The 20,957-nt window shown below is 41.8% G+C and carries 20 protein-coding genes; 8 read left to right on the top strand and 12 right to left on the bottom strand.

Going from position 1 to position 20,957, the window contains the following annotated elements; all coding sequences use genetic code 11:
* The first annotated feature begins 55 nt into the window (after positions 1-55).
* The 4 genes from F952_RS06145 (at position 56) to F952_RS06130 (ending at position 3,375) form a co-directional block, all read left to right on the top strand.
* Entirely contained in the window at positions 56-820 is a 765-nt protein-coding gene (locus tag F952_RS06145; protein ID WP_004924080.1) for a globin domain-containing protein, read from the top strand.
* A 103-nt stretch (positions 821-923) separates the two neighbouring features.
* Complete coding sequence (locus F952_RS06140; protein WP_004924077.1) at positions 924-1,352, top strand: RrF2 family transcriptional regulator; 429 nt, start codon at positions 924-926, stop codon at positions 1,350-1,352.
* An 84-nt stretch (positions 1,353-1,436) separates the two neighbouring features.
* A complete protein-coding gene (yihA, locus tag F952_RS06135) occupies positions 1,437-2,291 on the top strand; it encodes a ribosome biogenesis GTP-binding protein YihA/YsxC (RefSeq protein WP_004924074.1) in 855 nt (284 codons plus the stop codon).
* 136 nt (positions 2,292-2,427) lie between these two features.
* Complete coding sequence (locus F952_RS06130) at positions 2,428-3,375, top strand: metal-dependent hydrolase (RefSeq protein WP_004924071.1); 948 nt, start codon at positions 2,428-2,430, stop codon at positions 3,373-3,375.
* A gap of 85 nt (positions 3,376-3,460) precedes the next feature.
* On the opposite strand, the gene F952_RS06125 is transcribed toward F952_RS06130, so the two are convergent.
* Positions 3,461-4,702 carry a dicarboxylate/amino acid:cation symporter gene (locus F952_RS06125; RefSeq protein ID WP_004924068.1) on the bottom strand — a complete coding sequence of 414 codons (1,242 nt, stop codon included), beginning with the start codon at positions 4,700-4,702 and terminating at the stop codon, positions 3,461-3,463.
* Positions 4,703-4,783: 81 nt separating this feature from the next.
* Complete coding sequence (locus tag F952_RS06120; protein WP_004924066.1) at positions 4,784-5,656, bottom strand: acyl-CoA thioesterase; 873 nt, start codon at positions 5,654-5,656, stop codon at positions 4,784-4,786.
* 286 nt (positions 5,657-5,942) lie between these two features.
* Between F952_RS06120 and plsB the strand changes: the two genes are divergently transcribed.
* A complete protein-coding gene (plsB, locus tag F952_RS06115; RefSeq protein ID WP_004924064.1) occupies positions 5,943-8,507 on the top strand; it encodes a glycerol-3-phosphate 1-O-acyltransferase PlsB in 2,565 nt (854 codons plus the stop codon).
* A 44-nt stretch (positions 8,508-8,551) separates the two neighbouring features.
* On the opposite strand, the gene F952_RS06110 is transcribed toward plsB, so the two are convergent.
* Complete coding sequence (locus tag F952_RS06110; RefSeq protein WP_011182733.1) at positions 8,552-9,541, bottom strand: putative solute-binding protein; 990 nt, start codon at positions 9,539-9,541, stop codon at positions 8,552-8,554.
* 131 nt (positions 9,542-9,672) lie between these two features.
* A complete protein-coding gene (locus F952_RS06105; protein WP_004924059.1) occupies positions 9,673-10,488 on the bottom strand; it encodes an SDR family oxidoreductase in 816 nt (271 codons plus the stop codon).
* A 23-nt stretch (positions 10,489-10,511) separates the two neighbouring features.
* Here F952_RS06105 and recG point away from each other — a divergent pair, with 23 nt between their 5' ends.
* Positions 10,512-12,557, top strand: coding sequence for an ATP-dependent DNA helicase RecG (recG, locus tag F952_RS06100; protein ID WP_004924056.1), 2,046 nt, complete (start codon positions 10,512-10,514; stop codon positions 12,555-12,557).
* Positions 12,544-13,185 carry a ComF family protein gene (locus F952_RS06095; protein WP_011182736.1) on the top strand — a complete coding sequence of 214 codons (642 nt, stop codon included), beginning with the start codon at positions 12,544-12,546 and terminating at the stop codon, positions 13,183-13,185. The genes recG and F952_RS06095 overlap by 14 nt, the downstream gene beginning before the upstream one ends.
* Before the next feature lie 3 nt (positions 13,186-13,188).
* Here F952_RS06095 and F952_RS06090 read toward each other — a convergent pair whose 3' ends face one another.
* Together F952_RS06090 and F952_RS06085 are read right to left on the bottom strand one after the other, a co-directional pair.
* The gene (locus F952_RS06090) at positions 13,189-13,587 is read right to left on the bottom strand and encodes an NUDIX hydrolase (RefSeq protein ID WP_171056891.1); all 399 of its coding nucleotides are present in this window, start codon (positions 13,585-13,587) and stop codon (positions 13,189-13,191) included.
* 18 nt (positions 13,588-13,605) lie between these two features.
* Positions 13,606-14,190, bottom strand: a complete 585-nt coding sequence (locus F952_RS06085; RefSeq protein ID WP_004924043.1) for an LOG family protein — start codon at positions 14,188-14,190, stop codon at positions 13,606-13,608.
* A gap of 158 nt (positions 14,191-14,348) precedes the next feature.
* Here F952_RS06085 and F952_RS06080 point away from each other — a divergent pair, with 158 nt between their 5' ends.
* On the top strand, positions 14,349-15,362 hold the full coding sequence (locus F952_RS06080) for a magnesium and cobalt transport protein CorA (RefSeq protein WP_004924041.1): 1,014 nt from the start codon (positions 14,349-14,351) through the stop codon (positions 15,360-15,362).
* A gap of 51 nt (positions 15,363-15,413) precedes the next feature.
* Here F952_RS06080 and F952_RS06075 read toward each other — a convergent pair whose 3' ends face one another.
* The 6 genes from F952_RS06075 to F952_RS06050 all read right to left on the bottom strand — a co-directional run bounded on the left by F952_RS06075 (position 15,414) and on the right by F952_RS06050 (position 20,924).
* Entirely contained in the window at positions 15,414-15,707 is a 294-nt protein-coding gene (locus tag F952_RS06075) for an STAS domain-containing protein (RefSeq protein WP_004924038.1), read from the bottom strand.
* A gap of 13 nt (positions 15,708-15,720) precedes the next feature.
* Positions 15,721-16,353 carry an MlaC/ttg2D family ABC transporter substrate-binding protein gene (locus F952_RS06070; RefSeq protein WP_004924035.1) on the bottom strand — a complete coding sequence of 211 codons (633 nt, stop codon included), beginning with the start codon at positions 16,351-16,353 and terminating at the stop codon, positions 15,721-15,723.
* An 18-nt stretch (positions 16,354-16,371) separates the two neighbouring features.
* Positions 16,372-17,043 carry an outer membrane lipid asymmetry maintenance protein MlaD gene (mlaD, locus tag F952_RS06065; protein WP_004924032.1) on the bottom strand — a complete coding sequence of 224 codons (672 nt, stop codon included), beginning with the start codon at positions 17,041-17,043 and terminating at the stop codon, positions 16,372-16,374.
* Positions 17,043-17,819, bottom strand: a complete 777-nt coding sequence (gene mlaE / locus F952_RS06060; RefSeq protein ID WP_004924030.1) for a lipid asymmetry maintenance ABC transporter permease subunit MlaE — start codon at positions 17,817-17,819, stop codon at positions 17,043-17,045. The genes mlaD and mlaE overlap by 1 nt, the downstream gene beginning before the upstream one ends.
* Complete coding sequence (locus F952_RS06055; RefSeq protein WP_004924027.1) at positions 17,816-18,634, bottom strand: ABC transporter ATP-binding protein; 819 nt, start codon at positions 18,632-18,634, stop codon at positions 17,816-17,818. Before F952_RS06055 ends, mlaE begins: the two co-directional genes overlap by 4 nt.
* A gap of 379 nt (positions 18,635-19,013) precedes the next feature.
* On the bottom strand, positions 19,014-20,924 hold the full coding sequence (locus F952_RS06050; protein ID WP_004924024.1) for a DEAD/DEAH box helicase: 1,911 nt from the start codon (positions 20,922-20,924) through the stop codon (positions 19,014-19,016).
* Between the last annotated feature and the right edge of the window lie 33 nt (positions 20,925-20,957).

The following is a 20,957-nucleotide window of genomic DNA, read 5'->3' as shown; positions in this document are numbered from 1 at the left end:
ATCTTATAAAATGTATTTTGAATATATCTTATAAAGCCAGACAAAAGGTCTCGCCATGACACCACAACAAATTGAACTCGTAAAATCTACCGTACCTGTACTACGCGAACATGGCGTAACACTCACCAGCTATTTTTATAATCGCATGCTCAACAATCACCCTGAATTAAAAAATGTGTTTAATTTAGATCATCAAAGCACAGGGCGACAACCTCGTGCGCTGGCCGCCGCAGTACTGGCTTATGCTGAACATATCGAACAACCTGAAAAATTAGCCAAAGCAGTTGAACGGATTACCACCAAGCATGTCAGCCTAAATATCCAGCCAGAACAATATGCAATTGTGGGTGAAAATCTTCTACATTCGATTAGTGAAGTATTGAACGTACCGTTCGAATCAGAATTGATTGAAGCGTGGAAACAGGCTTATTTACAACTGGCAGATATTTTAATTGAGGTAGAAAAAGAGAAATATCATCAACTTGCCAAACAGGATGGCGGCTGGACTGGCTGGCGTAGCTTCAAGATCATTGCAATTCAAGAACAATATGAAGGCAAATGTTTTAAGATTTCAGCAACAGACCAACAGGCTATACTCGCTGCAACGTTAGGAGAATATATCTCTGTGAAAGTGCATGTGCCAGAAAAAGAACTCGATCAGCCTCAACAATTTAACCTGAATACTACGCAAGCTGATGATCATTATGAGTTTGTGGTTAAACCAGAACCTGCACATAGTGACTATGATGTCGCAAATATTTTACTAAATCATTATAGTCTAGGTGATGAGGTGATGGTTTCTGCACCCATTAGAAACTAATTTCAGTTTTTATGATCTGATCATCATCAAAATATGGCTTGGAAGTTTCTTTAAAGATACTTTCAAGCTAAGATTATTTTTTGAATCATGATCTTTGCTCTCTATGCAACTGAACAAATTTACAGATTATGCCTTACGGATTCTGATGTATGTCTCGCGTCCAAGTGAAACACCTTACACAATTGCAGATATTGCCAATGACCTGCGCGTCTCACAGAATCATTTAGTCAAAATTGTACATTTTATGGGAAAGCAAGGATGGATTATTACCACACGTGGTAAAGGCGGTGGATTAAAACTCAATCCTAAAGCGCTCGATTTAAAATTAGGTGATATTGTACGATCCCTACAGGGCGATCATCAAATCGTAGAATGCCATACGCCACCTTGTGTATTACGCTCCCACTGTGGTCTTAAAGGCATTTTAGATCAGGCACTTGAGCAATTTTATCAATCACTTGATCAATATCAACTTAAAGATGTTCTAAGAGCACCTCCTACCTATTCACCCATTGCTTTTCTTTCACTTTAAACAAAATCAATCACTCAGATTCGCTTGATGTAACGACTTCCTTTATAATGCTCTGTGTATTTATTGATTAAAAAGTTAAGCTCTATGCATCGCTATGCGAAATCCAAAGACACCAAAGCCAAACTCGCACCTAAACAAAAAATTAGTTACGAGAAAAAAGCTGATCCTGCGATTACAGAGTATTCAGTCAAATCACTGAATTGGTTGCGTAAAGCTGAATTTTTAATGAGTGCCCCAAAGTTGTCGTTATGTGTGGAAGACACAGGCTATGAAATTGCTTTTGCGGGACGCTCTAATGCAGGTAAATCTAGTGCGATTAATAGCCTGACCAATCAAAAACAACTTGCACGTGCCTCTAAAAAACCTGGTCGTACGCAAATGATTAACTTTTTTAGTTTGGGCAACCCCGATCAACGTCTGGTGGATTTACCAGGTTATGGTTATGCAGCCGTTCCAGAAGACATGAAACGTATCTGGCAAAAAGAATTAGAAAATTACCTTATTCATCGCCAAAGCTTACAGGGCTTGGTTTTGCTCATGGATATTCGTCATCCTTTACAACACTTTGATACCATGATGTTAGAGTGGGCGCATTCACGTAAACTGTTTGTTCATATTTTACTGACCAAAGCCGATAAATTAAATCGTGGCCCAGCCAATCAGGTATTATTGGATGTAAAACAAACTTTGAAAAAAATGAAGCTGAGTTTTTCGATCCAACTGTTTTCATCTTTGAATAAACAAGGGCTAGAAGAACTCGCCTCAGTTATGGCAGGTCGCTTAAACTATACCTTAGACAAAACTTTAGACTTTGATCTTGATGCAATTCCTGAAGCAACTGAAGATGATCTGAATGATGAACTCATGGATCAAGATGAAACATCTGAATTCAATACTGAAAATATAGATGACCATCTGGATCAAGAACCAAAAATATAAATAAAAAAGCCTTGTCTAACAAAATTCATCACATATTGACACTCGAATGTCCTAAATTGCTAATAACTATTTAGGACATTTTTTTATACTTAAATCATAAAGTGTGAAATCACCAAAGAAAAATTAGGACATTGTGATGAAGTTACTTGCTAAATTAAAGCGCAGTCGGATTGGATCGTCTATTCAATATCACATCAAACCACGTAAAGTGAAATTTGAATGGCAAGAAACCCCTGTCGACTGGATTCCAAATCAGCCATTTGCCAGCTACTTTATTAATGAGATTAACAATATTCTTCCAGCAGGTGAGTTTTGGTTTTGTCGTTTGTACAATCGTGTTTTACCCAGAATCACAGATGAAAAATTAGCTGAAGATGTTCGTGCTTTTATTCGTCAAGAAGCGATGCATGCTCAAGCACATGTTTCGGCGAATAAAGAATACTTAACTGTGCGTAATATTGATATTCAGCGTAATCTTGACATTATGGATTTCTTGTTTGGAAAGTTACTCGCAGATCAACCACTTGGTTTTAAAATACCTAAAGCCCTTGATCATCAATGGGATTTATTCCGCCTAGGTATCGTGGCCACTGTTGAACACATGACCTGTGTATTAGGCAAATATGCGCTGTACAACAAAAAATGGGCAGAATTGGGTGCAGATCCCAATATGCTTGATTTGGTCAAATGGCATGGTGCTGAAGAGATTGAACACCGTACTGTGGCTTTTGATCTTTATCGTCATTTAGGCGGTGGTTATATTTCTCGTTATTATCAAAGTGTGATCGTAATTGCTGCCGTATTGGGCTTATGGGTTGATGGTGCTGCACATATTATGGGGCAAGACCCACGTTATGCAGAGAAACAGCCTGCGGTCTATAAACCTTGGATTTGGCGCGAATGGGCAAGTATCGCACAATCAGATAATCGCTTAATGCCACACCCTTTATGGTTGGTTTCACAGCAACTGGGGTATTTAATGCCTTGGTATGATCCAGTACATGAAGCTAAAACAGAAGATGCGCTTGCTTATTTGGATCAATCCCCTGCGGCAAAACGTGCATTGCCTAAAGTTGCAGCATAAAGCGGTTGTATACTCAAATCCAATAAAAAGCAGGATTAGTCTCCTGCTTTTTTGAGTCATTTTTTTAGAAAAAATGATAAAAAAATTACTCAGTTGAACTTTCTATTACTTTGATATTTCGGTCAACAACGACACTAATCATCATATCCCCCTGCACATTCACCACCGTACGTACGGTATCTAAAATTCGATCTATGGGGAGTAAAATCGCAATCGCTTCTGCGGGTAAACCAACCGACTGCAATACCATAATCATGGTCACCATACCTGCACTTGGAATACCTGGTGCACCCAGTGAGGCAATCATCGCAGTTAAACATACAATCAGTTGTTGGGTTAGGCTAAGATCCAGCCCCACCAGATTGGCAATAAACAAAGCAGCAGCAGCTTCATAAAGTGCCGTGCCATCCATATTTAACTGCGTTCCTAAAGGAATGACGAAACCAGCCGTTTGTGGGCGAACCTTTAGATTTTCCTGCGCACATTTCATACTTAAGGGCATGGTAGCCGAGCTCGAACTGGTTGCAAATGCAGTAATCAGAGCCAGTCGCGTGCCTTTGAAAAAGGTGATTGGATTCATTTTGCCAAAGATCCACAATAACAGTGGCAAGACCACTGCACCATGAAAAATCGTCGTGCCTGTCACCACCAAAGCAAATTCTGCCAAGCTACCTAAAATTTTTAAATCTTCTGTTGCAATCAATTTGGCCAGTAAAGCCAAAATACCCAGTGGCGCCAATTTCATAACCCAACCGACCAACATCATCATAATGTCAAACAGTTGTAAACTCAGTATGCGTACCGACTGAAAACGTTCGCCGCCTTTAATCAGTGCTGCACCTATCAATAAAGCAAAGACCACAACCGCCAGCACATTCCCTTCACTAAATGCTTTAAATGGGTTAATGAGCGTATTTTGAATAAAATTGGTAAAAAATGCAGACGGTGATAAGGTATCAGGAGCTTGATGTTGACTCATGGCTTCACTGAAAATAGCAATATCCATGCCTTTACCCACACCAAACAGATGTGCACAGCCGATACCTAAAATCAATGCAAACGTTGTGGTGACAAAACAGCAAAGTGCGGTGATCTTCCACACTCGGCCAAACTGACCACTTGCCTGTAAATTGGATACTCCAACCACGATTGAGGTAAAGATCAATGGCACCAATAGCATTTTCAGCAAGCCAATAAAAATGCTACTGATGATTCCAAGCGTATATAGACTGGTACTAAAAAATGCGGTCTGAGGATAAAGATTCAAGATAAAACCGAATCCAATGCCCAAAATTGCCGCAATTAAAATTTGCGTATTTAAGCTCATATTTAAGTCGATTCTTTTATTTGATTAAGTGCAATATGACATGACCCAGATCAAGAATCGAGTTTTATTTATAAGCTGAAATTACTGTGTTTCAATTTCACGAAGGCGCATTAAACCTTCTTGTACGGTGCTACAAACCAATAATCCATTTTGCCACATTCGCCCAAAGTTCAAACCTCTTGAGCCAGCACTGACCGTGGCATCCATGTCGTAGAGCATCCATTCATCTGCACGTAACGGACGATGAAAATAAATGGTGTGATCTATACTGGCACACTGCAAACTCGGTGAAAGATAGCTTAAACCATGCGGTTTAAGTGCTGTTGTCATTAAAGTAAAGTCTGAATAAAAAGCAACAATAGACTGGTGTAGCGCAATCTGGTCAAACGCTTTTCCGATCTTGTCATGGGTACGGATATAGTGGGCGTTAGTCGGTGCTTGAGGTTGAGGCTGAAAGGGATTAACTGGCTCAACTGGACGAATCTCTATGTGGCGTTCACGCATAAAACTGGCACGTACATTTTCAGGTACAAAATCAATCAGCCCCAGTTTTAACTCCGCTTCAGATTTAAGCTGCTCAGGTGCAGGATAATCAGGCATATCATTTTGATAGTTAAGCCCTTCTTCTGGTGATGCAAAAGAAACCATCGCAGAAAAAATAGTACGTCCATGCTGAATAGCGCGAACCTGACGACTCACAAAACTTTTACCATCACGTAAAGGATCTACTTCATAAATAATAGGGGCGTTAACATCGCCACCATAGAGAAAGTAAGCATGTAATGAATGTGCAGGACGATCTGTCGTATATGACGCAGCTCTTAATGCTTGTCCAAGAACCTGACCACCGAATACGCGCTTCCCCACCAGATTTCGGCTCATCCCGCGATAGAGGTTCTCTTCCAGCTTTTCTAGAGATAAAAGTTCAACCAGTTCTTGGGTTAGTGTATTCATGGAATGCCTTTTCTATGTCAAAATTAAAAATGAGCGCGATATCGAATGAGTTGCGATCTTTGAACTATTTTGCCATAAATTCAGAATTTCATATCCTGAATAAAATGACAGATAGTTCACAGTTTTTCTTGCCAATTGTCATTAAAAATACGATTTTTAACGATTAATGCTAGCACTTAAGCGCTAATTTAGCAGAAAATAGCGCATCGTTTTTGCAAATCAATTCATCAAAAGATACACGTCTTTATTTTCAGCAGTGTGTCTGGTTGTTTGAGTAGGAGATTTTATGTCCCAGCGTGGCTTCGGTCAGATGTATCGACGGCTTTCCAGTAAGTTACTTGACCTTGTGGTAACTCCACATGTTCTTGGGGAAATCCCTACTGAACCAGCACAGCATTCAAATGCTACAACACCAGATTCAAAAAAAATCGTGTGCTATGTTTTGCAGAATTACTCGCGTAGTAATGCCTTGATCGTTGACAGTGAAACTCGTCGTCTCGATTTAAAACCTGCACTTGATCCTTTGGTTATAGCTGAGCATCAGGAAAAAGCGTCTGTTTTATTTTTGCAGCATCACGATGAGCGTAATCTGCTTAATCCGCCACCTCATGCTTTTCCGCCTCGTTTGTTGCGATTGATTGAAGTTTTGGAAAAGCATCCTGAATATGATATCGAGCTGGTTCCCGTGACGGTTCTTTGGGGACGTGCACCAGATAAAGAAGACTCATGGGTTAAGCTTTTATTTACTGATACTTGGGCAACACCAAGCAAGATCAAGCAGTTGGTCAATATCGGTTTACATGGTCGTCAGTCCTATCTTGAGTTTCATGAGCCACAGTCCTTGCGTCATTTGGTCGATTATGCCAAAACGCATTATCCGAATTTGTCACCAGCGACCTATATTATTAGTACGCTCAATGATTATCTGGATCGTCAACGTGAAGTCGTATTGGGCCCAGATTTATCTGACCGTCGCAATGTGATGGAATCATTGATCAAGTCACGCGATGTTCAGGATGCAATTCGTCGTGAAAGTATTCGTGGCAAAATCAGTATGCTGGAAGCCGAGCGCCGCGCGATTGGTTATTTAAACGAAATCGTGTCGGACTATTCGCATTCTGCCGTACGTTTTGCCGATATGGCACTGACTCGTTTATGGACACAGCTCTATGATGGTGTTGAAGTTCATAATTTTAGTACAGTGCGCGAACTGGCCAAAGATTACGAGATTATTTATACCCCGTGTCATCGCAGTCATATCGACTATTTGCTGTTGTCCTATGTCATTTACAAACGCGGCTTGATGGTTCCGTACATTGCAGCGGGTGACAATCTTAACTTGCCATTCGTTGGTCAGCTATTGCGTGGTGGTGGTGCATTCTTCATTCGACGTTCTTTCCGTGGTAATGGCTTATATACTTCGGTTTTTAAAGAATATCTATACAGTATTTTGTCACGTAACACGCCGCTTGAATATTTCATTGAAGGCGGACGTTCACGAACTGGTCGTTTACTTCCACCTAAAACTGGCATGCTGGCCATGACCATTCACGGTCATTTACGTGGTCGTGCTAAACCAATTGTGTTTTTACCGACTTATATCGGTTATGAACGCCTCATGGAAGGTTCAACTTACGTAGGTGAAATGCAAGGTAAACCCAAAGAAGCTGAATCAGTGGTAGGAATCTTAAAAACCTTACGCAAGATTGAGCGAATTTTTGGAAAGGTCCATGTTAATTTCGGTGAGCCTGTTTTTTTAGATGACATGCTTAAGGCACATGGTGCCGACCAGATGAAAATCGAGAAAAATGACGATCCACTGCCAAATGAAGTTTCATTGGCAATTAATAGCTCGGCACACGCAATTCTGGAAAATATCAACCGCGCAGTGGTGATTAATCCTGTGTCGTTGCTCTCTTTGATTCTATTGGCAACCTCCAAGCATACGCTGGATGAAGAACTTTGCATCAAACAACTGGACGCATATCGCACGCTTATGGCGAAACAGCCTTATGATGAGCGTAGTCAGGTCACCTCTCTTTCAGGCAAAGAAATCATTGCTTACGGTTTGAAGTTAAAACTGATCAAACGGGTTCAGCACGCGCTTGGTGATATTATTGCAATTGAAGACAATCAGGCTGTTTTACTGACCTACTTCCGTAACAATATCCTGCATGCATTTGTATTGCCATCTCTGGTGGCCTCACTGGTTGAACATAATGGCAAGATCACCCGAAAAGATCTGCATAATGTCATCCGAACGCTGTATCCATTTTTACAAGCCGAATTATTCCTAAAATGGAAGCATGAAGCGCTTAATCAACACATTGATCGTTATGTCGATGCATTGGTTGAATCTGGCTGGATTGAGCTGGATCAAGATGGAGACTTAGTGAGCCTAGCGCCAAATTCTGAAGAGCATAATCAGCTTGTAATTCTGGCTGCACCTGTAAAACAGAGTCTTGAGCGTTATTACATGACCTTGGCACTTATTGCACAGCGTGGTTCAGGTAATATTTCCGCCAAGCAGGTTGAAGACCTCAGTCATTTGCTGGGACAACGTCTATCTGTTCTTTACGAATTTAACTCTCCTGAATTTTTTGATAAAGCACTCTTTCAAAGTTTCTTGAAAGTTCTCACGCAACAAGGTTATATCCGAACCAACAGTGAAGGCTCAATTGAGTTTGATCGTCAGTTTAGCAATATGGCACAAGGTGCCAAACTGGTGCTTGATGAAGCGACGCTCCAGATGTTGCAGCACATTACTACATTTAGTGATGACGAACTCAAAGCTGCACTTGAGGCCATGGCTTCACAACAAGCGAAACGTCGCTTACGCAAGAAAAAATAATTTTTAAATCACTACTCAATAAAGGTCACCACGGTGACCTTTATTTATGAGCGAAACTGGCACTCAAAATAACGCGGTTCATCCATACAGCGTAAACGGCGAATTAGCTTTACGAAATGAGGATCATAGTATTCAGACTGGATAAATCGCTGTCGAACTCTTGCCAGCATCATGTCATAGGCTTGTTTTTCCTGATAAGACACATCCATCCAATAATAAGCAGATAAACTATTTTCCCAGCGTATCGCCTGATTAATCAAACTCGCACTATGCAACGAAAACCAATTTCGAATATATTGTCCAAAACTCTTGGGATAATTATTTTGTCGAATAATGACGTTCATCGCAGTATAAGCCAGTGGAAAATTTACGACACGAATTGGTTTACCAAACTCATTCTCCAGTTTATAAGGCAGTAAGCCATAAATTGGTGCTGGTAAAATATCAATTCGATTCTCCTTAAATGCTTTGATGGCACTTTCAAATTCAATCGTAACAGGCTGTGCCCCTACTGCTTTGACTAACGCAATTTGAGGCATATCGTCTTTTAATACCCCAATTTTTTTATTCTTCAAATCACTCACTGTATTGATGTCAGTTCCTTTTAGTACCATATATGCCATACCCAGCGGCAGCATGCCCACAGCCTCATAGTCATTCTGATACATATAAGGGGTTAAATCAGCATTTCCCAACAACTGCATAAAGCTTTTGGCCGTTTGATTACTGGATATGAATCCAACGCCCGAAGTACTGGCCATAAAACGATTATATTTTCGGGTATTAAAATTGGATGCAATTAATCCTGAACATTGTTTTTGATCAAAGCGAAGTATCGCTTCTTTTTCTGATTGATAGCTTTTGATCTGGATTTTGATGTGCTGCGACAACGCATAATTACCAATCTCTTTGGCACGACGCGTAATGTCACCCTGCGTACCTACTGGATCATAGATACACCAGATCTGATCTGCAGACCAACTGAATGAATAACAGTACAGTAGCCCAAAAGCCATGAGTATTTTTTTGAACATATCTTTGATCTTATTGTTTATGATTATCAAACTATGTGACACATATCACAATTTATACTACTTCTTTTGATTCGACTATGTGTTCTGCGCCTCCGTGCTCAGTCATTCAAGTCAAGTTACTTAGAATCAGCTCATGTATCTACCGAGCGAAGTAAGTTGCCGTATATTTCAAAACAATCTTCTGCTTGTAGCTCAAATCCTGTAGTTAAAAAGTTAACTGGTACAATCCTCTTTCCTGTCACACTATCAGATTGCAAAACCAGTTGAGGTAAAGCCAACTGCTTTTGAAACCATAAAATAATTTCATGTAAAGGATACGGATGTCCATCACTGATTAAATAAGATGGCTGACAGCATGGCATTTGCGTCATGAATGCCAGAAAACGAGCTAAATCTTCAATATGAATACGATTACTGTAGTGAATAACTGGATATTCAGTTGTGTTTTTTGCCAGCTTGACCATTCTGCTGATCGAATTACCATAAATACCACTCGGACGAATGATCGTGCAATGTTCTGCAAATGCATTTTGCCAAGCTTCTTCCATTTCAAGTAAATACGCACCCTGCTGATCGACAGGTTTCGCTATAGTTTGATCATTAACGATCTCACCCGCTTGCTGTTGACCATATACCCGTGTTGAAGAGACAACAACAACGCGCTTTACAGGATGTGTAGCCAATGCACGAGCAATAGGTTGAACACTATCTAAATAGGTGTGCTTGTAAGATTGGGCATCACTATTTTCAGGTGCAAGTAAAACATACACCCAATCTATAGGTGAACACTGATCCAAATTGAGCTGATGGATGTCCTGTGTCAAATGAGTAACAAAATCTTGTGGCTTGGGATGGCGGCTTACCGCAGTAATTTGATGGCCTTGTGCAAATAAATGTTTAGCAATACGCTGAGATGTTTTACCATAGCCAATAAATAAAATATGCATCGGACATCCTGATTTGGGGGGACATGACTTCAGTCCATCATTTGCAAGGCGTTGGAACTGCCGCAGCCAGCTTGCTCGAAAAACTTAATATCTTTACCACAGATGATTTGTTGTTTCATTTACCACGCGATTATGAAGATCGTAGCACGGTTATTGCAATGAACCAACTGATGGTTGGGCGAAGCTATTTGCTTGAAGGTGAAATAAAATCACTCGATTTCCCAGCAGGTAAACGCAAATCTGTAGCGGCCTTACTGCAAGATGATTGCGGAAAAGTCACCTTACGCTTTTATCATATTTATAAGGGTTTGACCGATAAACTTAAATCTGGGCAACGGCTACGGGTGTTTGGTGAGGTTCGTGTTGGTGCACGTGGCTTAGAAATGTATCATCCTGAAATTCAGGTTATTCACGACTATACGCCACTTCCTAAAACCCAGCTCACGGCCATCTACCCAAGTACCGAAGGTTTAACCCAACCCAAATTACGCGAATATATCAAGCAAGCGCTCAAACAGTATAGCGATAACCTACCTGAATTACTCCCCAAACAATTTACCAATGGTTATGTCTTAAAAGAAGCGCTGCACTATATTCATGAGCCACCGCTAAATGCCAATATGCAACAACTGGCTTTAGGTTCACATCCTGCTCAGCAACGTCTGATTTTTGAGGAACTGGTCGCACATCAGATTAGCTTACTTACTCGACGTGCTTATATTCGTCAGATTGCCTCACCAAAATTTGAACCCAGCCAAACTTTAGCAAAAGCATTACTGGCACAGCTTCCTTTTCAGATGACAAGCGCTCAAAAACGTGTTTCAAAAGAAATTGCGCATGATCTTCATCAATCACAACCTATGCTCAGATTGGTACAAGGCGATGTAGGTGCGGGCAAAACCTTAGTCGCTGCAATAGCCGCCTGTCATGCGCTGGAAGCTGGCTGGCAAGTCGCATTGATGGCACCTACCGAAATTTTGGCCGAACAGCATTATCTTAATTTTAAACGCTGGTTTGAACCTTTAAGCATTCAGGTCGGCTGGCTTTCTGGCAAGCAAAAAGGTAAAGCTCGCACTCAAGCCGAAGAACTGATCCGAACTGGACAAGTCCAACTGGTCATGGGTACGCATGCACTCTTTCAGGATAACGTCGAGTTTGCCAAGCTGGGGCTGGTCATTATTGATGAACAGCATCGTTTTGGTGTTGATCAACGCTTGGCTCTTCGCAATAAAGGCGTAGACCACTTCACCCCACACCAGTTGGTAATGACAGCAACTCCCATCCCACGAACACTTGCAATGAGTGCCTATGGTGATTTAGATACTTCAGTGATTGATGAATTACCCCCTGGCCGAACGCCAATTCAAACGGTGACGATTCCACTAGATCGGCGCGAAGAAGTCATCAATAGAATTGCAAGCAATTGCCTTGAAGGTAAACAAGCTTATTGGGTATGTACTTTGGTTGAACAGTCCGAAACGCTGGATGCTCAAGCCGCAGAGGCCACCTATCAGGAAATACGCTCACGTTTTCCAGAACTTAAAGTTGGACTTGTACACGGCAAAATGAAAGCCGAAGAAAAACAGAATGTCATGCAAGCCTTTAAAGACAACCAGCTACAACTCTTAATTGCCACAACGGTAATTGAAGTAGGTGTTGATGTACCCAATGCATCAATCATGGTCATTGAAAATGCTGAACGATTAGGGCTATCTCAATTACATCAACTGCGGGGTCGGGTGGGTCGTGGTGCCAAAGCCAGCTTTTGTGTGCTGCTGTATAAGCATCCACTGTCACAAAATGGGCAAGAGCGTCTTTCTATATTAAGAGAAAGTAACGATGGCTTTGTCATTGCCGAAAAAGATTTAGAGTTACGTGGCCCAGGTGAATTATTAGGAACCAAGCAAACAGGTGATATGAATTTTCGTGTTGCAAAGTTAGAACGTGATGATCATCTATTGGTGCAAGCACATTATGTCGCCGAGCAAGTGTTAAAAGATCATGCTCAACAGGCAGAGGCTTTATTAAACCGCTGGCTGCCAGACGCCCCCCGATATGCTTATGTCTAATTTGCTTGCAACCACACTTCAATGGCTTAAAAAAGAGTGCGTCCCCTGCCCATTATGTGAATTAAGTCCGCAGCAAAAACAGCAGATACTCTGTAAGGATTGCTGGCAGGAACTGCCGTGGTTTAAAGATTACGTTACACGACATGAGTTAAATATTCTGGCAGCCTGCGAGTATCGCTATCCCATCGACCAGATTGTGCAGCAATTTAAATATCATGATCGTCTGCATTATCAAAGTCTGCTGAGCAGTCTTTTGCTCACATTGCCATTGCCCCGGGTTCAGGCCATTGTACCTATGCCAATTTCTGAAAAACGTCTGATTGAACGGGGCTATAATCAATCACTCTTACTGGCACAGAGCATAGCCAAACACCTGAATGTACCCGTTTGGCAACCTGTAGAACGTTTAGCACAACATTCGCAAAAAGGACTTTCGCGATTAGAGCGGATTAGTCAGATCGATGAGCAGTTTATTGTGCGACAGCCTGTTAAAGAGCGCTATCGACGCGTGATGATTGTGGATGATGTTGTCACGACAGGCAGTTCAATCCATGCCCTGACACATGTATTACAAAACCTTGGCTGTGTGCATATTTATCCGGTGTGTATTGCAGCAGTTTTTGATTAGAACTTATTCAGTACACGCCAAACTTTTACACCAAGGTAAAACAATTTCGCGGGTTAGTGGTGCAAGATGTGTATCTTCATCATCAAACTGAATCCACTTCATTTCGGCAATTTCTGCCGAAATATGGGGTATTTCACGAATCGCAACATGATACACATAGGCGATTAACTGATGATCAGGCTCATTGGCTGCCTGAGTTTCAAAACGCCCAACAAAGGACAGAATCTCACAACTACAGCCAATTTCTTCCTGAATTTCACGACACATGGCCTGTTCAGCACGCTCATCAGCTTCAAGTTTACCGCCAACCTGCATAAACGCCTGAGTATTATGTTTACGAACCACCAATACCTGTCGATCTTCATTTAAAATAATTGCGGCAGCCACTGTAATAGTGTTCAAGATCATTTCCCCGAACGATCAAGGATGAACTTTGGCATGATCCCCCCATTTTGGTGTAGGCGCCAGATAATGCTCAAACTGATTCAGAATAATTTCAATATCATCAGAGGCGATCAGCTTTTCTGCAAAACGTGATTGGGTAAAACCGTAGTCGACAGTCCCTTGAATCATTTTCAGTAAATCATCGTAGAACCCTTTGATATTCAAAAATCCACATGGTTTTTGGTGAATACCCAGCTGTGCCCATGTCCACTGCTCAAAAATTTCTTCCAAAGTCCCAGCGCCACCAGGTAAAGCAATAAACCCGTCCGAGAGTTCTGCCATTTTGGTTTTACGTTCGTGCATATTTTTTACGACATGCAATTCGGTCAGATGTGGATGAGCCAACTCACGATCAACCAGCGCTGTTGGTATCACACCAATCACATGCCCACCTGCCTGCAAAGCACTGTCTGCAACAACACCCATCAAGCCAGAACGCCCACCACCATACACCAGTGTTTTACCTTGTTCGGCAATGCGTTTTCCAGTACTTTGAGCAGCCTGAATAAAGACCGGATCTGTACCAACAGCAGAACCACAGAAAATACAAACAGAATTCATAAATTTTTTTACCATTTTGTTAATTTGTCATGCTTACAAAGTAAGCTTTAGGAAAAATTTTTTCGAAATTAACCGAACAACAAGTGTTTTTGGTCAAATCCTTGTCTAAAATACACGCATTCATTTACCCCCGTACTGCGCAAGGGAGAAAAGACACTATGCTTGAAGCCTTTTATGCCACAGAGCGCGGTAGTCTGGAAGATGCCACCATCAACGGTGGTTTTGATCTTCATCCAGAACTGGTCTGGATTGACCTGATTTCACCCTCCCCAGAAGAACAGCAATGGATACTCGATGCTTACGATCGAAACCTCCCAACACTGAAATCTCTTGAAGACATTTCCTCATCTGCCCGATTCTACCGCGATGATGATGGAATTTTGCATATCAGCACCTATTTTTTAACGAAAAATAAAAACTATCAAGTAGATGGTGATACAGAAGAATCCAGTAATATTTTAGCGATGGTTCAAACAGTTGCATTTATCTTGCATAAAGACCGTCTATTTACTTTGCGTAGTGAAAAACTAGTGGCCTTTCGTGCCTTTCGTGCTCGCGCCCGACGTAATGACTATGATATGGATTATAAAGATCCCACTTGGATTTTACTTGGACTGCTTGAAGCCAAATTAGATGAGCTTGCGGATATCCTAGAAGATATCCATAAAGATCTGGAAAAATATTCCACCGAAGTACTTAATAACCATCATCGTGAACAGATTCTTGATCTGGATGACATGATTACACGACTGGCACAACAAGAAGACGTTCTAGGTAAAGCGCAGCTCTGTCTGATCGATTTACGTCGTGTACTGACCTTTTTAGCACGTCCACGCGCGTTAGGTAGTCATATTTATGATGCGGACATTCGAGAGCTTAGTGAAGATGTTCGCTCACTGGTCGAACATGATGCCTTCTTGTTTCAGAAAGTTCGCTTCTTGCTCGACACCACGTCGGGATTTATTAACACCGAACAAAACGATACGATTCGTCGCTTCTCGATTTTACCTAGTATGCTTGCGCCACCAATGTTGGTGGCCAGTATTTATGGAATGAACACCCAAGAACTACCCTTTGCACATGGCACCATGAGCTTTTTAACTGTTGCAATGATTATTATCGTGTCATTTGTGGGTCCAATGATTTATTTCCGCTGGAAGAAATGGGTTTAAACTTTTGATAAAAAAAGCACCGAACCTCGGTGCTTTTTTATTGGTAGCTTACTAGCGATGAAGTAGCGTCAGGTCATCTTGTAAATGACAGGACTGAATAATTTTCAGCATTTTTTCAGGCACATTTTCAAAATGTAAACCTTTCGCATTCGGCGTCTGACGCAGCCATTGCACTAAGACTGCAAGGGCCAGCGTACTGCCGTGCTGTAATTCACTCAGATTAACGACTAATGGAAATTGCTGATGTTGTTGAATCAATCGTAAACCATCTTGATAGACCGTTTGCGCATTGTCAAAATCAATTTTCCCAGACAGCAGCAATTGCTGATTAATAATTTTAATCACCAGAAACCTTCATTTATTTTTTGTTTACCGCAGCATCCGCATCTGGTTTAAAGTTTGCAATGGCTTTATCCAGATTGCCACCATTACGTTTTACAGTTGCAGCAAACTGATTGCGGAATTGCAAGCCTAAGTCGATGCCAGACACATTGATATTACGGATTTTCCACTGGTCACCCTTATCTGTGAGCTGAAAAGCCACAGGGATTTTTTCACCATTGTTGGTAAAATCCAAAGTAACGACAGGATTCTTACTCCCTGTTTCTTTATAAGGACGAATGCTATAAGACTGATTGGTATACTTGGCAAAAGCCGAACCATAGTTTTCAATCAGGGTTTCACGAAAATTATTTTCAAACTGTGCACGCTGTGCTGCGGTACTGTTCTGATTGGTCGCATAAGTTCCCATCACAATACGGGTAAACGACTGCGAATCAATGTAAGGATCGAGATTTTGACGCACAATGGCTTTTACAGCAGCAGGGTTATTTTGTAATTTAGCATGATCTGTTTTTAAGCGAGTGATCAGACCATCCGCAACACGCTTAATAAACGCAGGTGGTGCCTCAGTGGGTGCAGCAAAAGCAGTACCTATCAGCATGCTAGATAATACACTTACTGTAAGCGTTTGCTTTAATAATGTTTTCATTGACATAACTCCTAAAATTTACTCAGTGAAAGAAGGTTCTTTATCTTCAGATGATGAAGACTGAGCCGCTGTTCCAGTTGAGTTGTCTGATGATTTACCTGCACCACCAGTAATAAATTTACTAATTAAATCTTCGAGATCCATCGTACCTTGTGTATTGGTAATCGCATCACCACGTTTGAGATAGTTCAAGCCACCGCCAGGAACAATCTTCAGGTACTTTTCTCCCAATAAACCGTTAGTCGATACCATAATGTAAGCATCTTCATCGATACTGGTAATGGATTTCATGTTATCGATCAGTTGCTGTTCCATGACTTTTTGTTTCGCTGGTTCAGCAGACTTATAATCAGAACTGTAATGTAGTTCTTCTAGTGCATTTTGCTCTACCGTTTTTAACTGTTTTGCATTAAATGTAGTCAGTTTGCCATCTAGGTCAAAAGTGACTGTAGCTAAACGTGTGACAGGATCGAGTGTAATTGCATCTACTCGACCAATCGTAACACCACTCATCGTCACTTTAGCACGGGGTTTTAAACCATTCACGTTATCAAATTGTGCAGTCATGGTATAAGGATCACTGAGATTTGTACCTGCCAATCCACTGACTTTCATTGCTAAAAAGAACAAGGCGACGCCGAAAATAATGACAAAAATTCCTGCGGCCAGCTCACTTGTACGTGATTTCATTAAATACCTCCGAACATGACCGCAGTCAAAACAAAATCTGATCCCAATACACACAAAGAAGAATAAACAACGGTACGTGTCATTGAAGTTGCAATGCCCTCAGGTGTCGGATCACAGGCATATCCTTGATAAACTGCAATCCAAGTACACACTAAGGCAAATACAATACTTTTAATAATGCCATTGACCACATCGTGTCCAAACTGAACATTACTTTGCATACCGCTCCAGAAAGATCCTTCATCCACGCCAAGAAAATCCACACCTACCATTTTGCCGCCTAAAATTCCAATCGCGGCAAAAATCACGGTGAGCATGGGTAGGCTCACAATACCTGCCCATAAGCGCGGTGAAACGATCTGCTTAAGCGGATCAACACCAATCATTTCCATACTGGCCAGTTGTTCACTTTGCTTCATGGAACCAATTTCGGCAGTTAAAGCAGAACCTGCCCGTCCAGCAAATAGTAAAGCAGCAACTACAGGTGCCAACTCACGCAGCAGCGTAAGTGAAACCATTGTACCCAGCATCGCTTCACTGCCAACATTGACCAGAATGGAATAGCCTTGCAGGCCAATCACCAGACCAATAAACAAGCCTGAAACAGTGATAATCAATAAGGACATCACACCGACACGATACATCTGATAAATAAAGCGCCGAAACCCACCCGTAGAGGGCATCGAAAATAAAATCTGTAACAACATGAGGGCGGCAACACCGATCCCTCGAACACGTTCAATCACCAGCCGGCCTAACCAGGCAATCGCATTCATGGATATACCTCGTTATCTAAATAAGCGCGTTGACTAAACTGATATTCAACAGGTCCTTCCTCTGAACCCGTCAGAAATTGTTTCACAAATGGGGAAGCATGTGCTTGAAGCTGCTCTGGCGTTCCCTCACCCTGAATTTTGCCTTCCGCTACAACATAAATATAGTCGGCAATCGACAATGTTTCAGCGACATCGTGTGACACAATAATTGTGGTTAAATCCAGTGCTTCACGTAACGAACGAATAAGTCGCGTTAAAACACCTTTGACAATTGGATCTTGGCCAGCGAAAGGTTCATCATACATAATCAGATCAGGATCCAGTGCAATAGCACGCGCCAGAGCCACACGACGATTCATACCACCAGATAACTCGGTTGGCATGAGTTTTTCGGCACCACGAAGACCTACCGATTCCAGTTTCAATGCCACCAGTTCCGCAATCAAATGCTCAGGCAATTGAGTATGCGCACGAATTGGGAAAGCAACATTTTCATATACCGACATATCTGTAAACAACGCACCACTCTGGAACAGCATTCCCATTCGGGCACGTGCAGCAAATAGCTCATGACGGGTCATGTTGGCAATGTTTTTACCATCTAATAATACTTCGCCAAGATCTGGCGTTAACTGCCCACCGATCAAACGTAGCAATGTTGTTTTACCTGTACCAGATGGTCCCATAATCGCAGTAATCTGACCACGTCGAATAGACAAATTTACGTTGTCATAAATGACGCGATCTCCTCGATTAAAACTCAAATTTTGGACTTCTATTAAAGCCTGAGTTGTTGATGGAGTTGGATTATTCATAGCAGAGTATATTCCTGCATATTTCTAAGCTCGCATAATATAGCACTGAATCTTTAGAGAATTGTTATTATTTTGGCAACGCTCTGTTTTGTAAAAGTCGATTAAAAAGTTTTAATATTGAGATTGGTTTTAATCATTAATCTACATAAAGACGATATGAAAAATAAACAACATTGCACAGTATAAGTACAACGCTCAGATAAGGAAGCCCAAGATAAAATGGCATTCTACGATATATAAGATGCCTTTGAGTGGTACGCTCTTTAATGCTCATTTCTACGATACAATTTGAACTAATTATCATATTGTACTTATTTTAAATATATTAATCACAATAAAAAAGCCGACATTCGTCGGCTTTTTTATATATCACTCAGAATTAACGATCGTTCTTACGGCGACGGTCGCCAGACTCACGATTGAAAAATTCTTCTTGTGTCGCGCGACGTGGACGATCTTCGCCACCAAAGCTACGCTTTGGACGGTCATCGCCAAAAGAACGTTGTGGACGATCACCAAAGCCACCTTCACGACGTGCTGGACGATCACCGAAATCACGTTTTGGACGATCACCGAAGCTACCTTCACGACGTGGCGCTGGACGATCACCGAAATCACGTTTTGGACGATCACCGAAGCTACCTTCACGACGTGGTTTGTAATCTACACGATTACCACGGTTGTCGTCATTAGAATCGAAACGTGGCTTATCATTGAAACCACCTTCACGACGTGCTGGACGATCACCAAAATCACGTTTTGGATGGTCTTCAAAGCCACCTTCACGACGTGGGCGGTCTGAATTAAACTCGCGACGCGGACGGTCTTCACCACCAAAGCTACGTTTTGGACGGTCTTCAAAACCACCTTCACGACGTGGGCGATCAGAATTAAACTCGCGACGTGGACGATCTTCGCCACCGAATGCAGGACGTTCACCACGTGGTTTATCATCGAAACTACGTTTTGGACGGTCATCACGACCACCATCACGACGTTTGAAATTACTTTCGCCTTCAAAACGACGACCACCACCGAAACCACCGCGACCACCGTCACGACGACCACCACCATTACCACCGCGACCACGACCACCACCATCACGACCAGAACGTGCAGGAGGTGGAGATGGCTCAAGACCTTCAATTTCAGATACGCTTAAACGTGCTTCTAAATAGTCTTCAAGCGCACGAATTTTACCGCGCTCACGATAAGTTGCTAGTGTAATCGCTTGACCAGTACGGCCTGCACGACCAGTACGACCAATACGGTGTACATAGTCTTCGTGTTTCATTGGCAAGCCAAAGTTGATCACGTGAGAAATGGTTGGTACATCTAGACCACGTGCTGCAACGTCAGTTGCAACCAGGATTTTAGCTTTACCTTCACGAATACTGCGTAAACGACGGTTACGTACAGTTTGTGGCATCGCACCATGTAGTGCAACCACTGAATGACCAGCTTCAGCAAGCTCTTCAGCGAGCATATCTGTATCTTCTTGTGTGCTTGCAAACACCACTGCTTGATCCATGCTTTCATCACTTAACCAATGAGTCAGCAATTTTTTCTTGTGCTCAAAACCATCAGTCCAGTGTAAAGTCTGGGTGATGTCAGTGTTGGTTGAATGACCTGTTTCAATGGCAATACGCATTGGATCTTGCATCATGCATTCTGCAAGACGAATAATACGATCTGCAAATGTTGCAGAGAACATCAAAGTTTGTTTACGGTTGGCAGCCAACTCGCTAATCGCTTCAAGATCTTCAGAGAAACCAAGATCCAGCATACGGTCTGCTTCGTCTACGATTAAAGCATCAACTTTATCTAATTTAATTTGACGACGATTGACCAAATCAAGTAAACGACCTGGGGTTGCAACAACAACCTGAGCGCCTTTTAATTGCTGGATCTGTTTTGCAAATGGCATACCACCCATAATTGCAGCAATACGAACACCTTTCATGTGACGTACAAGTGCAATCGCGTCCTGACTCACTTGCTGAGCCAATTCACGCGTTGGTGAAATGACAAGAATATTCGGTTGAGTCACTGCACGCATACGTTCTTTAAATGGAAGGAACGTGTCTTGACCAGCAAGTGAATGTAATGTTGGCAGCAAGAAAGCTGCAGTTTTACCAGAACCAGTTTGGCTTGAAACTAAAAGGTCTTTACCTTCTAAAGCTGCAGGAATCGCTTGTTCTTGAACAGGTGTTGGGCTAGTAAAACCAAGATCCTGTAGTGCTTGTTGTAAAGATTCATGTAGAGAGAAATCGGCAAAATTTTTGCTCATAGAGAGTTTCACCCTGATGGGTGCTCCATTTTA

The sequence above is a fragment of the Acinetobacter baylyi DSM 14961 = CIP 107474 genome (assembly GCF_000368685.1).
Classification (GTDB): domain Bacteria; phylum Pseudomonadota; class Gammaproteobacteria; order Pseudomonadales; family Moraxellaceae; genus Acinetobacter; species Acinetobacter baylyi.
Note: the sequence above shows the minus strand (reverse complement) of the source record. Positions and strands in the feature narration are given on the sequence as shown.

Excerpts from the sequence above, each read along its gene's own strand:
- F952_RS06145 (WP_004924080.1), top strand. The coding sequence starts at position 56 with ATGACACCACAACAAATTGAACTCGTAAAATCTACCGTACCTGTACTA.
- F952_RS06140 (WP_004924077.1), top strand. The coding sequence starts at position 924 with ATGCAACTGAACAAATTTACAGATTATGCCTTACGGATTCTGATGTAT.
- yihA (WP_004924074.1), top strand. The coding sequence starts at position 1,437 with ATGCATCGCTATGCGAAATCCAAAGACACCAAAGCCAAACTCGCACCT.
- F952_RS06130 (WP_004924071.1), top strand. The coding sequence starts at position 2,428 with ATGAAGTTACTTGCTAAATTAAAGCGCAGTCGGATTGGATCGTCTATT.
- F952_RS06125 (WP_004924068.1), bottom strand. The coding sequence starts at position 4,702 with ATGAGCTTAAATACGCAAATTTTAATTGCGGCAATTTTGGGCATTGGA.
- F952_RS06120 (WP_004924066.1), bottom strand. The coding sequence starts at position 5,656 with ATGAATACACTAACCCAAGAACTGGTTGAACTTTTATCTCTAGAAAAG.
- plsB (WP_004924064.1), top strand. The coding sequence starts at position 5,943 with ATGTCCCAGCGTGGCTTCGGTCAGATGTATCGACGGCTTTCCAGTAAG.
- F952_RS06110 (WP_011182733.1), bottom strand. The coding sequence starts at position 9,541 with ATGTTCAAAAAAATACTCATGGCTTTTGGGCTACTGTACTGTTATTCA.
- F952_RS06105 (WP_004924059.1), bottom strand. The coding sequence starts at position 10,488 with ATGCATATTTTATTTATTGGCTATGGTAAAACATCTCAGCGTATTGCT.
- recG (WP_004924056.1), top strand. The coding sequence starts at position 10,512 with ATGACTTCAGTCCATCATTTGCAAGGCGTTGGAACTGCCGCAGCCAGC.
- F952_RS06095 (WP_011182736.1), top strand. The coding sequence starts at position 12,544 with ATGCTTATGTCTAATTTGCTTGCAACCACACTTCAATGGCTTAAAAAA.
- F952_RS06085 (WP_004924043.1), bottom strand. The coding sequence starts at position 14,190 with ATGAATTCTGTTTGTATTTTCTGTGGTTCTGCTGTTGGTACAGATCCG.
- F952_RS06080 (WP_004924041.1), top strand. The coding sequence starts at position 14,349 with ATGCTTGAAGCCTTTTATGCCACAGAGCGCGGTAGTCTGGAAGATGCC.
- F952_RS06070 (WP_004924035.1), bottom strand. The coding sequence starts at position 16,353 with ATGAAAACATTATTAAAGCAAACGCTTACAGTAAGTGTATTATCTAGC.
- mlaD (WP_004924032.1), bottom strand. The coding sequence starts at position 17,043 with ATGAAATCACGTACAAGTGAGCTGGCCGCAGGAATTTTTGTCATTATT.
- mlaE (WP_004924030.1), bottom strand. The coding sequence starts at position 17,819 with ATGAATGCGATTGCCTGGTTAGGCCGGCTGGTGATTGAACGTGTTCGA.
- F952_RS06055 (WP_004924027.1), bottom strand. The coding sequence starts at position 18,634 with ATGAATAATCCAACTCCATCAACAACTCAGGCTTTAATAGAAGTCCAA.
- F952_RS06050 (WP_004924024.1), bottom strand. The coding sequence starts at position 20,924 with ATGAGCAAAAATTTTGCCGATTTCTCTCTACATGAATCTTTACAACAA.